This is a genomic window from Lentibacillus kimchii (assembly GCF_042666895.1).
Classification (GTDB): domain Bacteria; phylum Bacillota; class Bacilli; order Bacillales; family Amphibacillaceae; genus Lentibacillus; species Lentibacillus kimchii.
Window position 1 is genome coordinate 1 of record NZ_JBHTGR010000013.1, and the last position, 13,508, is coordinate 13,508.

The following is a 13,508-nucleotide window of genomic DNA, read 5'->3' on the forward strand; positions in this document are numbered from 1 at the left end:
TGTGGGTGTGTTTTGGCTAACTCTATTCTACAGGAAAGGGTCTTCCTTTTTCTATGACCATTATTGAGTCATTGCGATTTACACAAACTATTTTACGCTCTCAACATTACATGCTAAATCTCATTGTGATAAGGTTAAAATAATTAAAGTTTAATCAACAAACAGGGCCATATTGTTCAATAAAAAACGCCACGGTATTATAAATCGTGGCATCTCTAACGAGTTTTTATTTTTAATAGATGATTTGTTCATCACCCTTTTGCTTTTGGTAATAATAATCAGTCGTAGTCATTCAAATATTTACATATATTTTTTGGTATCTCAAAATTAAATGAAAAGTCTTTTATGTTGAAATTAACATAAGGACTATCACTATATGCTGTCATTGTGGCAACTTTATTCAAATCATCGTTCATTTTAATGGAATCTCCAAATTTAATGGTATCTTCTTGGTAAAATTCAAATATTATCCCTTCTTCTGAGTTTGAAGGGATATCTGCTAATTCCCAGTCATCGAGTTCCAAAGAATTAACAAAGTCTTTAATATCTTCTTCATTTGAAATAGATTTAATGACTTTAGAATCCTTCGTTGATATCACTTTAATTTTTTGAGCTTTTTTAAAATCACCTGTCCAACTCTTTTTGTCGTCATTCTTATTATCTGTACTGCATCCTGAAACAAGAAGTAATATGCTAATGATAAAAACAAATATTAATATCACATTTTTCTTCATCATAATTACTCCTTACGACGGTTCTTTCCAGTGAGTATTGAACCTATGAATAATCCAATTCCCGCAATGAAAAAAGCTAATGATGAAATAAATGCAATAGGTAATTCTCCTGTTGCTATTCCAGTGATAACTGCTGTGAAAAAACCAAAAAGAATAATTCCTCCAGATAATGTGAACAAAAAAGTACGTAATTTATCCATGCCATATTTTTTGGATGTCTCTCTTGTTAAACTACTAAATATAATCAGAGCCCCACCTATAACAATAAAGATACTTGGTCCAACAACAGTTACGTCCGGCAGACCCATGAAATACAAAGCAAGAGAAATGAATAACCCAAATAATATTAGTACACCACTTGAAATAAATCCGATCATTGATATACGATTAGCCCTATTAGAGTATATATTATCTTTTGCCTCTTTTTGACCGTGTGTTTTCATATCGTCTACTAGACCACTTAAATCCCCCATTGAAATGATCGATTCTCGAAATGCTGCATCTTCATCAAATCCCTGTTTTTGATAATCAGCTACTTTTTCTTTTAAATTTGTAGTAAGTTCTTCTTTTATCTCAAATAAATCTTGACTTTTTCCTACATCAGAAAAAAGATCATCAATATAGTTTTGAATTTTATAATCTAAATTACTCTGTGTCATTATATAACTCCCCCTTAATCAAACTGTCTAAAATATATTTAGCAAAATCCCAGTCCTTTTTATTTTGTTCATACTTCTTTTTACCTTCTTCGGTAATGCGATAATATTTACGTCTGCCTCCTTGTGTTTCATTGCCCCAATAAGAGAGTATATAATCTTCTTTTTCCAGTCGTCGAAAGGCCGTATACAAAGTTGCCTCTTTCAGTTCATATTGATTTTCACTTAATTTGATAATTTCTTTATAAATACCATATCCATAGTTATCTCCCTGATTAAGGATGTTTAAAATAATTGCACTCGTATGTCCTCGAATAAGATCTTTTGAAATTTTGGCCACCAATTAATTTTCACCTCAATTGTAGTTTATAAAAAATTACTTTTTATGTCAAAGTACTTTTTTAAATGATGATATTATATGTAGTGTTAGGCTTACTTTTTATTTTTAGTGGAACTTACTCAACAAGTAAACCATTTAATTGAGTAACTTAAAATCACACATAATTTTTACAAGCCATCTTATACAAGGTGGCTATTTTAATGTTGTTATGTAAATTATATATTGAATTATGTAATTTATTTATTGAATAATGTAATATAAATGTTACAATAAAACTGAAAGGAAGTGTTTCAGTTAATGAAAAATAATCTAAAAGTTGCTCGCGTACAAGCAGACTTAACCCAACAACAATTAGCTGAAAAAGTGGGCATTACACGACAGACAATTAGTTTAATTGAAAAAGGGAAATACAACCCTACTTTAAAACTTTGCTTAAATATCTGTTATGCAGTAAATAAAACACTTGATGAGATCTTTTGGTTAAACAAGGAGGAGTGAGATAAATGAAAGTACAAAGAATTAATGACGAACGTTTAGCAATTAAAAATTTGAAAAACATACGCCTCGTTTATACTCTCCAAACTCTTGGAATAATTGGTTTATTAGGGTATGATCTAATTTCGAATGGATTAAGCAGCATAAAAGGAAATCCTTTATGGCTAGTATTTATAACGTCAATAGTAGTGCTAGCATTTATGTCATTCGGCTCATCAGATGAACGCCTGGCATTAAAAAACTTACAAAAAATACGTGTTGCGTTTGTCATCCAACTGCTTGGCATATTTGGAATATTAGGGTATGACTTAATTTCAAAAGGTATGGATGGTATGAAGGAAAATCCTCTATGGTTTGTATTTAGCCTGTCAACGCTTATACTGGTATTTTTGTCTATGAACATTAGTGTAGATTACGAGGGCGACGAAAAGTCTGCGGGAAAAGGATTAGGCATTTCAACTATTGTATTGGTACTGATATCCATTAGCGTTGTTTTTTTCACCATTTATTTAAATGAAACTTCCACTCTTGTTGATGGCCTTTTAGCAGGAGGAATATTGTTTATATGTGGTTTTCTTTCTTTCTTATTTCTTTATGGATTGAGAAGGGGTAAAGAATGAAATTGATTATACGGTGTTTTTCATAATAACGGGCATGTTTGTTGAATAGAAAGTCTGCTTAACTGCTCAGATCTTTCTACTTTTTTGTTCTTTTGATGTAATGTTTATGTAGAAGCTTACATGTGAAAAGCCTACTGTGATAGGCTTAAAATAATCAGCGTTTATTCAACAAGCAGACTATATTGTTGAACAATATTTACTAAGGGATAGGTGAAAACATTATCGTGGAACCTTTAAAAAAGGGAGAGACCATTGGCATATTCAAACCATCTTCGCCCGGAACTGTTACAGCTTAAAAACGTTTTGAACGAGCGAAGTCCTTTATGAAGAAAAAAGGTTTTGTCTTTGCAGAAGGAAAATTAACAGGAAAACAGGATGGTTATCGTTCAGGATCGCCTAAAGAGCGTGCGGAAGAACTAAATGAGCTGCTAAGAAATCCAAATATGAAAATGATCATGGCCACTATCGGAGGAACAAACTCAAATAGCATGCTGCCATATATTGATTATGAAGCATTCAAACAAAACTCAAAATTCGTTGTCGGGTATTCAGATACAACGGCTATTCTGCTTGCCCTTTATGCGAGAACAGGTATTACAACATATTAATGATATTGCCACCCTTCATCATCGGAAAGCAAACCTGTTCCGGAGCATGCAGTACATGTGAGTTCACGTGTCATAAACTCAATAATTAATTTTTCATATACTGTTAACATTTAAACTGCGAATGTACGCAGAATCAATAATAGGACCAATGAATTATATCTAAGATAAAAATGACGGTCCCTGGTTCGCATTGTTAAGAGGCGCGGTGAGTTCTGTTATATTTAATGAAAATTTTGTACAGACTGCACCATGTACAGGCTGTAAAAGCATTGCGCAGGTTTTAAGGGAATATAAAAAGGCAGGGCACAACAGCCCTACCTTTTAAATAAGGATCATTTTAACAATCCCTTATAAGTTATTTTTTTGTTTATAAGCTTTTGCGTATTGATCAGCTGCATAGATCGCATCAACGATTTCTTCCACTGTAACGTCAAAGCCATTATGGATTGTTTCTTCATTAACATTAGCTGCTTCAGCAACTTTTACGATATCTTCCCGTTTTGCATCTTTTAATTTAATATCTTCGAGTGTCACTGGTAAATCCAGGCTAGTGTAGAAATCAATGTAATGTTCGATTTCTTCAAGGGAACGATTTTCTAATGTTAATTGAACGAGTGTGCCAAAGGCGACTTTCTCACCATGGGATAAGTGATGAATATCACCATCTAAAGCAGTAAAGCCATTATGGATAGCATGTGCCGCGGCTAAACCGCCACTTTCAAATCCTAATCCGCTCAGCAGGGTGTTTGCTTCAACAACTTGTTCAAGTGCTGGCGTTGCCGCATTTACTTTAGCTGATTCATAAGCTAAATGGCCATATTCAAATAAGACTTCTTCACATCTTTTCGCAATCGCTTCTGCAGCCAGTGTTGTTCTGCCACCAACCTGATTTGGCCCGCCATTGCGAATGACTGCCCGTGCTTCTATCCATGTGGCCATAGCGTCTGCTATCCCTGAAGCTAATAAACGGGGCGGAGCTGCTGCAATAATTTTTGTATCAAGTACAATTAAATCTGGATTGCGGTTATAGAAACGATAACCTTCGAAAGCTCCTTCTTTCGAATAAACCACAGATAGCGCGCTTGTTGGTGCATCAGCTGAGGCAGCGGTTGGAACAATAACTGTAGAAGCATTCAGTGTATCTGCAATCGCTTTGGATGTATCTAATGTTTTGCCTCCGCCAACGCCAATAATTATCGTTGCGCCTGCTTTTTTAGCTTCTTGAGAAATTCGTTCAAATTCTTCTTCTGAAGATTCGCCGTTAAATAAAATTTCTGTGGCGTCTATATTGTTTTTCTTTAAAGCATCGACTACTTGATGCCCGGCAATATCCCATACGACTTCATCTGCGATAACTGCTGCTTTACTGCCGATTTCTTTCACATATGATCCAATATTATTTATGGAGTTCTTGCCTTGTATATATTTTGCTGGACTCGTAAAAATGCGTTCTGACATCAAAATCATCTCCCTTGTCTGTAGTATAGTGCGTTTTTTCTTAAAAAGAGAAAAATGCCGATGTGCACCCCTGAAATCTGACTTCAGGGATGCAGCACAGGCATCTTTTTTAATTAACATTCCGTGTTAGTCTTGCAGGAATTTCAACGTTTCACGGTTGAATGCAGGCAGATCATCCGGTGTTCTGCTTGTTACAAAGTTGCCATCTTTAACAACTTCTTCATCTTTTACATTTGCGCCTGCATTTTTCAGATCATTTCTTACAGATACAAAGCTTGTCAGCGTTCTTCCGTTAAGCTCGCCTGTATCGGTAAGGAACTGTGGTCCATGGCAAATGGAGAATACAGGTTTATCGTTCTGGAAGAATGCTTTTGCAAACTCACTGTTTTTCGGATTGATCCGCAGCAAGTCCGGTGAGAAACCGCCAGGGACGAGCAATGCATCATAATCGGCTACATTGACATCGTCAATTCCTTTATCGGCTTGCATTTCATTGCCATTTTTACCAGTGATTGTTTTGTTCGCTTCGTCGCTGATAATATCAACCGTATGCCCAGCTTCTTTATATGCATTCACAGGGCTGGTCAATTCAATTTCTTCTACCATGTCTGTTACAAGAACAGCAATGTGTTTACTCATATTATCACCCTTTCATCGTTCATATTTTATAGTATAATAATAAAACGTTTCAACTTACAAAAAATACGCTTACAGGAAGGGGGAACCAGACTATAATATGCTGCATTCATGTAGAAGTTTACATGTGAAAAGTCCTCAAAATTGTATTGACGTGAGTAATCGTGCGCTAAAGCTAGTTTTATTGCAAATATGAGTGCTCTATTTTATTAAAAATTAGATACTAAATACTTACTATTGAGAAATAAATAGATCAGTAAGGAGGTAAGGCAAGCTATTGGCTTGTTAGGATAAAATCCTAACACCTTTGGTGTCATTTACTCGCTTTTGAATAAAATACTCTATACTAAAGGGTTATGTTCCTAAACATAAAAGCGTACTGCTATAAGAAGATACATGCTTAAAGTTAAATAATACGGACTTGTTTGAATTTGATAACAATACGATTGAAAAAATTGAATATACACCAACGCTGATTCATTATGAAAATGGAGAAGAAGAAACCCGTCTTGTTGGTCAACAGTCAGAAGATGACATTCGTGACTTCTTCAAACAGAACATTCCGGAAGCCGGTTAAAATGTTGAATTTCTGCAAAACAATAATTGTTGCTCTTCAAATATGTAACCAGAATTTATATGATTCATTCTGTTATTTTATTTAGTTTAAAAGACTGTCATAAAGAACACTGCCAGTCGTTTGATGTAATGTTTTGTTAGAAGCTTACATGCGAAAAGCCTGTTGTGATAGGATTAAAATAACCAAGATTCACTCAACAAACAGGCCAGATAAAGAAGGGGAAGAAGAATAAATTGTTTAATATAAAAGTTAATGAAAATATATCACTAAAATTACTTGAAAAAAAAGATACTAACGAATTATTTGCTTTGGTTAATGAGTCAAGAAATTACCTAAGAGAATGGCTTCCATGGGTTGATAACATGAAGCAAGAAACGGACTATGAACCAATGATCGAAATGTGGTTAAAACAATTTGCTTCCAATGATGGTTTTCAAGCAGGTATTTTATATAAGGGAAAAATGGTGGGTATGGTTGGCTTTCATGGAATAGATTGGTCAAATAGTAAAACAAGTATTGGTTACTGGTTATCTGAAGGTTATCAAGGTAATGGAATTATGACAGAAACAGTAAGAGCATTGGTAAACATAGCTTTTACAGAATATAAATTGAATCGTATTGAGATACGATGCGGTGTTAAAAATCGAAAAAGTAAAGGTGTGCCTGAAAGACTTGGCTTTAAACAAGAAGGCATAATTAGAGATGCTGAATATTTATATGACCATTTTCATGACTGTATTCTATACAGTATTCTTTCTAGGGAATGGGTCTAAATGGCTTAACCATTCAACTATCGGGTGTGATTGTTGAATGGTTAGTTACTTAAAATAAGAGAAGAATACAATTAATTTTATCCTACTCTTTTATAATTTCTCTTTGATCATGTAATGTTTTAGTAAAACCTTACATGTCAAATCCCCATTTGCCAGGCTTTTCTTTTAGACCTTTTAGGACATGTATGGTAACCTTAAATGGTTAAGGAAACCATACGCCAAAAAGAGGGATTTTCATGGGCGATCAAGTCGTCGAAAACGTCGAGCCCTTACGTTCGACAGCCGAGATTCAAAACATGCGTGAAGCGCTCAACCAGACCACGCATCCGAAACGCAATAATTTATTATTCAGTATGGGGATTAATACCGGTCTGCGGGTCGGTGACCTATTACGGCTGCGCATCGAAGATGTGAAAGGCCGAAGTAGCGTGAAAATCCAGGAGGGCAAGACCAGCAAATCACGTCTCGTGCATTTAGATGCGGTCATGGCCGATATTGCCGAATACTTGGAAGGTCAGCCCGAGACAGGCTTTCTGTTTGCCAGCCAGCGTACAGGCCAGCCATTATCCACGACGCAGGCTTATCGTCTCTTGAAATCTGCCGGTAAGAAGTGCGGTTACGATTACGTTGGAACCCATACCATGCGGAAGACCTTCGGGTACCATTACTTTCAGCAGACGCACGATATTGTGACCCTGATGGTCATCTTTAATCACTCGTCGCAGAACATCACAAAGCGTTATATTGGGATTGAGGAAGACGACATTAAAAATAGCTTAAAAGATTTTCGATTATAAGGGCGTTACATATAAAATATGACAGGCGTGTCCAAAAGCATGCAGGAAAACAGGGAATCTTTAGAGGGGTATCAAATGGCCAATATTAAGGATATTGCAAAGCTTGCCGGCGTATCGGTCACAACCGTTTCAAGAGTTTTAAATCATCATCCCTATGTGAGTGATGATAAAAGACATAAGGTAGAACAAGTTATTGAGGACTTAGAATTCCACCAAAATTTAAATGCCATCCACCTAGTTAAGGGAAAAACGTATACAGTTGGCGCTATCATGCCATATATTGATCACCCTTATTTTCAGGCGATGGTAGGCGGCATTATGAAACGTGCGTTCATGTATAACTATTCCGTTCTATGCTGCCCGACAAGTTACGATCAGGCGGAAGAATTAAAATACCTCGATATGTTAAAGGGAAGAGAATTAGATGGATTAATCATATGCTCTCGTTCTAATGATTGGGATACCATCATGCCCTATACAGAATACGGGCCCATTATTTCCTGCGAACGATTTGAAAAGCTGCCTTGCGCTTACACAGATCATTACGAAGCATTTCTCACGGGCATCAATTATCTTATTGAAGAAGGTCATCGAAAAATTGGCTACTGTACTGGAAGGAAATATAGCTTAAGCAGCAAAATGCGCTATGCTGCGTTCAAGACAGCCCTCACCCAAATTAATCAGCCAATAGAAGTCGATTGGATATTCACAGATTGCTTCACAATGCATGATGGAAAAAATGCTATTAGCACATTGCAGAATCTCAACAGTAAGCCAACGGCCATTCTAACCAATGGTGACGAAGTGGCTGCCGGTATGATAACCCAAGCTGAAATAAGTGGCATCAATATCCCTGACAAATTATCCATTATGGGATTCGATAATAACCCTATGTCAGAAACTCTGGGACTGACTACCGTGGATTCAAACATAAAAGAAATAGGGGAGCAAGCCTTTAGATTGTTCTATACCAGTTCAAATGAGCAAATGAAAATTCCTTTTAAGTTAGTGAAACGGAACACTGTCTCCACCATAACCTAGATTAGATAAAAACCCTTGATCTGATAATGTTTTCATAAATTAAGCTTAATTCAAGGCTTTTAAAACATGTTGGATTAGGGAGTGAGAACGGTGGAGAAAGAGAAAAGTTTATTATCACCGGATGAACGGATAATGAATGACATAACAGCTACCTTTGAGGTAACGGAAAACATGGGTATCATTTATAAATTTGGCAATTTAGTTGCGACAAATAAGAAACTGATTTTATATACTAAATACCCTCTTCTTGAACTGCGAGAGGCAGCCATTTATCATTATGAAGACGTTACTCAAGTAGATACTGCAAATGCTTTATTTTCATTTAGCAACGGTGTTTCCTTTGCCGTGAAGTTGGCTAACAAAGGAAATACAAAACTTCTATTAGAATTCATTAAGCTTTTTTCAAATCATACTTTAAGAACAAGGGATCTTTAATTATCCCAATGATCTTGCATCTGATTCTAAGATAACTGTTGCCTACTTTTACTCCCAATTACGTCTTTATTTTATCGTATGAAGACCATGAATAACAGGATGCCTCTTAAGATGGACACCCTGAGTTAATACATGACACATCCTATTGCCGGAAAAATAAGTGCTCCACACAGTAAAGCAAACGTAACACCCACGATAGGTCTATCTCATTGGCTCTCACAGGCCACACGCGACACTTCGGACCCCCTTTCTTAACTGATTGAACATATAGTTATTTAAAATAAATAATCGCTTAAGCGATGTTGTTGCTTAAGCAATATTGATCTCTGGTGAATCAATTTGAATTTATAATAAAAAGGGGGTCTGCATTTATTTGATAGCTTATACATCTTCAGGAAAATCACTGTGTTTAAACGTGAAAAAGCCCCTCTCTCAAAAGAAAGGGGCTTACCGCTCATAGTAAAGGTTAATGGCAGACGGCAACCTGCATCTCTGGTAACTACACAAGGTGTAGCGCGTGGGGAACCTTTCCCACCTCATTAACCTTTACAGTATATAATATTTCCTTCTATCTACAAGAATAACCAAAAACGCGCTATTTGTAAACTCGGACTCAAGGACTTGAAGACTATATACGAATTATAACAAAGATGAAAATGGACGGATCCGGCCTGTTCTTAAGCGTTTTTCAATTTTACTTGCGCCGTTATCCAATCCATAAAATGAACTTAAATATAAATAGGATGACGTGTTAAGTTTTACAGGTACCAGCAGGAAATCACCGAGCGCTTTATATAATTCAATACTGTTGGGCTCTTTTGGATTTTGCCCAACATAATCTGGATTTGCAATCATTGAAGGGATTTCCTGATAATAGGTCATGAAAATGTCCCAATGATTACGTTTTTTTAGGTGCTTCAAAAAGCCGGGTGTCATATATACATTATAAGAACTGCATGGGATCTCATAATGTTTCATAATGACCTCAGGGACCTTCCCGACAAGTTGGGAAGCTGTGGCATATGGATCAATATGTATCTCTGTCATTTATAACGACCTTTTTTCTATGAACTATCATTAGTTTATCGTATTGAGACCATAAATAATAGGATACTATTTAAAATGGAAACCCTGAATTACATGATACATCTTATTTCTGGAAAATGAGTGCTCCACACAGTAAAACAAATGTCCTAACACCCACGATAGGTCTATCTCATCGGCTCTCACAGGCATATGTAACACAGGCATAAGCACCGAATCGTGCCCGAGCCCTCTCACTTGGTCTTACCGCCTTTCTTGATGTGGCGTTTCTTTTGAGCCTGCCGTTGTTTTTGACCATACTCATCATCCATAGCTTCTAAATTCTCAAATTCATAAAGAACAGCGGTAAGACCATCCGATATCTCCTGAGATTCTTGCGAAACCATACGATAACTCTCACGATCCCGATCATTATCGGCTTCTTGACTTTGCATCATTGAATGCTCTGCTTTGAGCTCATTTTCACAAAAGACTTGCTTCATGAGGTCATGGCCACTTATAGCTTCTTGTTTTTCTTGTGGCAGATTATAATAGCCTTCTAACAAAGCTGTTTTCGTTTGAATAGGTAAGTCCTTCATGTCAGCTTGGTAAGGTAAATAACGTTCCATTTCATGATCAATCATAGGCTCAAGATCTTTCACCTGTTGTTCGTAAGATTCTTTTAAGTTTTGGAAGCTATTAGACTGAATAAGTTTACGCTTTATTGTTTCAGGGTCAAGTTTAGTCAGATTGGTGTTTTCGATTTTATTGATGGTATTATCGTAAATTCTTATCGACTTCATCATGTCATGAGCTTGTTTCCACGCCGGAATATAATGGCGGGATTCCTCTACATTTGAATACTTCCGATATTCATCTTCAATATGGTTTTCCGGTATATAATTATTATGACGTTTCAGCTGATTAACAGCAAAATACTTTTCTTCATCTGAGAATGATTTATCCGTTTCATACACCGCCGAAAATTCCTCATGAAGCAAACGTCTCTGATGCTTTAAACTCATTTCTGTCGCTCTTTTAAGCTCTTCAAATTTAGCTTGTTCTTCTTCTTTTTGAGCGTAATGATGCTTATAATTCTCCAGATCATTTGTCATTTCTTCTTTGAAGTTTTCCGTTGTATAACCAAATAATTGAGCACTTGAAGGATTCTGATTATACTCTTCAACAATCGACTGATAAAGGTCTTTTTCCGCATCTAATTGTTTAAAATCACGCTCTAATTTTTTCGCCCATTTATTATTGGTTTGATGGAAATCGGCATATAATTGTTTAGCAACATCGTAGTCAACATAACCTTTAGCACGATCAACTAATAACTTAGTTGCTTCAACCTCATCGTCGCTTGCATGATCACGTTTACGAACATCATTCAAGAAGGTTTGAAAGTCTTTATCGGTTTTATAATCTTCAAGATGAATGACAGCTTGATGCTCTTGATTATAAGCTTTAACAGCTTCATTTTGCTGCGCAAAAAAGGTTTTGGGGGCGTAGGCCTTGTCTTCCTTTTCAAGTGCTTCTTTTCGCCGTGCTTCAAACTGATATTCCTGACGACTCAGACGCCAAAGAGGCTTTTGGGTTTTCCCCTGATCTTTATAGGATTTATGGGAGTATTCCTTATCAATATGGAACTGTTTAGCTTTTTCATTAAGTTTAGCTGCCCAGTTTTCACGCCACTTTAAAAGCGTTTCTTTCGTATGCCAATTGTTCATTTTTACCGATCGCGTTCGCCGCCATCCTTTATCATCATAGAGCTGGTTTCCTTGGTCATCTAATACTGGAACACGCTTCGATTTTCGGGTTTCAAATTGACCGTTTTCATCCAAAGGACGAACGGTTAATAAAACATGAGCATGCGGGTTATGTTCTTCATCACGATGGATCGATACATCAGCAACCACCCCCTCCTGAATGAAGTTTTCCTGTATGTATTCCTTGGCTGTTTCAGTTTGCTGTTCCCTGGTCATTTCTTTAGGTAAAGGCATCATAACATTGCGGGCTATTTGCGCATGATCGTGTTTCTCAAATGCTTCAACTTCATTCCATAATGTCTCACGATCACCTGCCCATTCCGGTGCATGATCTGGCTTTAATATAAAGGATTCCGGCTCAACCTCATGGAGTTTATAGCTTTTCGTTAAACCATCTTCATCACAATACAATTTTTGATCAGAACGATAAGCTGCCATCGCTACAGCTGACTGAATACCTTTATTAACGATCTGACAATTAAACATATAATAACCGTTAGCCATGATGCATGCATCTCCTATCGTTCAAGCTATAAGATCCAAGTTTCATCAGAAACTTATCCATCATCTCGGAGCCCCTGCAGGAAACCCAATTGAGCATACGCAGTGAGCAAATGCAGCGAAGCGAATTTGATCACTGCGTATAATTGGGCACTCCCATCTGGTCGTGATCATTATTATACCGCAATTTAGTGGAAACTTCTAGGGAAAATAATACTCTATAGAACGCGCTAATTCGTTATTTTAAAGCGTATTTATTAGATGAAATCTTTCAGATCTGGAGAACGTGTGGCGGGTAATAAAGGAATCTATAAATAACGTACATAAGGCATCTACGAAGCGTGAAAGACACGAAAATATCATGAGAGTTGAGGCATCGATCTTGCGAAGTAAAATCTTTAAAAAGCTTTGGGTTCTTCCTGGGTAAGTGCCTTTAAATATGGTTTAGCAACCAGCGTTATAACGGTTTAGGCGCTGTTGTTTTTGGATTGGCTAGTCTTATAAAAAAGAGGCTGCCTTGATGGCAACCCGTTAAGCCTTGAGGTTATGGTTTTGTGCAACAAACGCATCCAATTCTGGAAGATTGATATTACGAATAACTCTCTTCCTTTTTGCTATAAATTTCATAAGCAACATAGCCAAATAACATACCTATTCCAGTTCCCCAAGCAATTGAAGATAGTAAGGAAATTGGAGAAAATAAACTTAAAAGTAAAGCAACAGCAAAACCAATCAGAATCCCGAGTGGTATTAAGCTGTCTAAGAAATCTTGGGCACTTTTTGTTTTCTTCTTACCCAGAGTCCCTTTCTCATACTTATGTTTCATCCTTAGCATTACAAATAATACAATCCCACCCACTATTATAACTGGCAGTACAATACGCAAAATTTCTAAGGGCAAACCCATATCATACACCCTTCTTTTTTCAATTTTAATATAGTTGAGCGAATTTCATAATTCATAGCCCTTGCGGCGCAAGGACTTAAAAACGTAAAAAAGGAAGTACCTCCCCAAATCTTGTATAATGGTAGTTGAACTAAAACA

15 protein-coding genes and 1 pseudogene are annotated in these 13,508 nt (G+C 36.5%); 8 read left to right on the forward strand and 8 right to left on the reverse strand.

Features of this window, described 5'->3' with window-relative positions:
- Window positions 1–278: 278 nt before the first annotated feature.
- From ACFQU8_RS07460 to ACFQU8_RS07470, 3 genes are read right to left on the reverse strand one after another with little or no spacing between them, the layout of a single operon-like run.
- The gene (locus tag ACFQU8_RS07460; protein WP_382358583.1) at window positions 279–734 is read right to left on the reverse strand and encodes a hypothetical protein; all 456 of its coding nucleotides are present in this window, start codon (window positions 732–734) and stop codon (window positions 279–281) included.
- Window positions 735–739: 5 nt separating this feature from the next.
- Window positions 740–1,393 carry a permease prefix domain 1-containing protein gene (locus ACFQU8_RS07465; RefSeq protein WP_382358584.1) on the reverse strand — a complete coding sequence of 218 codons (654 nt, stop codon included), beginning with the start codon at window positions 1,391–1,393 and terminating at the stop codon, window positions 740–742.
- Window positions 1,380–1,733, reverse strand: coding sequence for a PadR family transcriptional regulator (locus tag ACFQU8_RS07470; RefSeq protein ID WP_382358585.1), 354 nt, complete (start codon window positions 1,731–1,733; stop codon window positions 1,380–1,382). Before ACFQU8_RS07470 ends, ACFQU8_RS07465 begins: the two co-directional genes overlap by 14 nt.
- 294 nt (window positions 1,734–2,027) lie before the next feature.
- Between ACFQU8_RS07470 and ACFQU8_RS07475 the strand changes: the two genes are divergently transcribed.
- The 3 genes and pseudogenes from ACFQU8_RS07475 to ACFQU8_RS07485 form a co-directional block, all read left to right on the forward strand.
- Window positions 2,028–2,228, forward strand: coding sequence for a helix-turn-helix transcriptional regulator (locus ACFQU8_RS07475; RefSeq protein ID WP_382358586.1), 201 nt, complete (start codon window positions 2,028–2,030; stop codon window positions 2,226–2,228).
- Window positions 2,229–2,233: 5 nt separating this feature from the next.
- Window positions 2,234–2,845 carry a hypothetical protein gene (locus tag ACFQU8_RS07480; protein ID WP_382358587.1) on the forward strand — a complete coding sequence of 204 codons (612 nt, stop codon included), beginning with the start codon at window positions 2,234–2,236 and terminating at the stop codon, window positions 2,843–2,845.
- Window positions 2,846–3,063: 218 nt separating this feature from the next.
- Window positions 3,064–3,450 (forward strand): annotated as a pseudogene (locus ACFQU8_RS07485) (LD-carboxypeptidase); the annotation flags it as partial.
- A gap of 351 nt (window positions 3,451–3,801) precedes the next feature.
- Here ACFQU8_RS07485 and ACFQU8_RS07490 read toward each other — a convergent pair.
- Complete coding sequence (locus ACFQU8_RS07490; RefSeq protein ID WP_382358597.1) at window positions 3,802–4,911, reverse strand: glycerol dehydrogenase; 1,110 nt, start codon at window positions 4,909–4,911, stop codon at window positions 3,802–3,804.
- Between the two features lie 126 nt (window positions 4,912–5,037).
- Window positions 5,038–5,550 (reverse strand): type 1 glutamine amidotransferase domain-containing protein, encoded by a 513-nt coding sequence (locus ACFQU8_RS07495; protein WP_382358588.1) that lies wholly within the window; start codon window positions 5,548–5,550, stop codon window positions 5,038–5,040.
- A gap of 418 nt (window positions 5,551–5,968) precedes the next feature.
- On the opposite strand from ACFQU8_RS07495, the gene ACFQU8_RS07500 reads away from it, so the two are divergent.
- The 5 genes from ACFQU8_RS07500 to ACFQU8_RS07520 all read left to right on the forward strand — a co-directional run bounded on the left by ACFQU8_RS07500 (window position 5,969) and on the right by ACFQU8_RS07520 (window position 9,170).
- Complete coding sequence (locus ACFQU8_RS07500; RefSeq protein ID WP_382358589.1) at window positions 5,969–6,124, forward strand: hypothetical protein; 156 nt, start codon at window positions 5,969–5,971, stop codon at window positions 6,122–6,124.
- 233 nt (window positions 6,125–6,357) lie between these two features.
- Window positions 6,358–6,897 carry a GNAT family N-acetyltransferase gene (locus ACFQU8_RS07505; RefSeq protein ID WP_382358590.1) on the forward strand — a complete coding sequence of 180 codons (540 nt, stop codon included), beginning with the start codon at window positions 6,358–6,360 and terminating at the stop codon, window positions 6,895–6,897.
- Between the two features lie 236 nt (window positions 6,898–7,133).
- A complete protein-coding gene (locus tag ACFQU8_RS07510) occupies window positions 7,134–7,694 on the forward strand; it encodes a tyrosine-type recombinase/integrase (protein ID WP_382358591.1) in 561 nt (186 codons plus the stop codon).
- 75 nt (window positions 7,695–7,769) lie between these two features.
- On the forward strand, window positions 7,770–8,735 hold the full coding sequence (locus tag ACFQU8_RS07515; protein ID WP_382358592.1) for a LacI family DNA-binding transcriptional regulator: 966 nt from the start codon (window positions 7,770–7,772) through the stop codon (window positions 8,733–8,735).
- Window positions 8,736–8,825: 90 nt separating this feature from the next.
- Entirely contained in the window at window positions 8,826–9,170 is a 345-nt protein-coding gene (locus tag ACFQU8_RS07520) for a PH domain-containing protein (protein WP_382358593.1), read from the forward strand.
- Between the two features lie 639 nt (window positions 9,171–9,809).
- Here ACFQU8_RS07520 and ACFQU8_RS07525 read toward each other — a convergent pair.
- From ACFQU8_RS07525 to ACFQU8_RS07535, 3 genes are all read right to left on the reverse strand, one after another.
- The gene (locus ACFQU8_RS07525) at window positions 9,810–10,217 is read right to left on the reverse strand and encodes a PBECR3 domain-containing polyvalent protein (protein WP_382358594.1); all 408 of its coding nucleotides are present in this window, start codon (window positions 10,215–10,217) and stop codon (window positions 9,810–9,812) included.
- A gap of 230 nt (window positions 10,218–10,447) precedes the next feature.
- Window positions 10,448–12,466 (reverse strand): MobA/MobL family protein, encoded by a 2,019-nt coding sequence (locus ACFQU8_RS07530; protein WP_382358595.1) that lies wholly within the window; start codon window positions 12,464–12,466, stop codon window positions 10,448–10,450.
- A 586-nt stretch (window positions 12,467–13,052) separates the two neighbouring features.
- On the reverse strand, window positions 13,053–13,370 hold the full coding sequence (locus tag ACFQU8_RS07535) for a hypothetical protein (protein ID WP_382358596.1): 318 nt from the start codon (window positions 13,368–13,370) through the stop codon (window positions 13,053–13,055).
- Window positions 13,371–13,508: the final 138 nt, after the last annotated feature.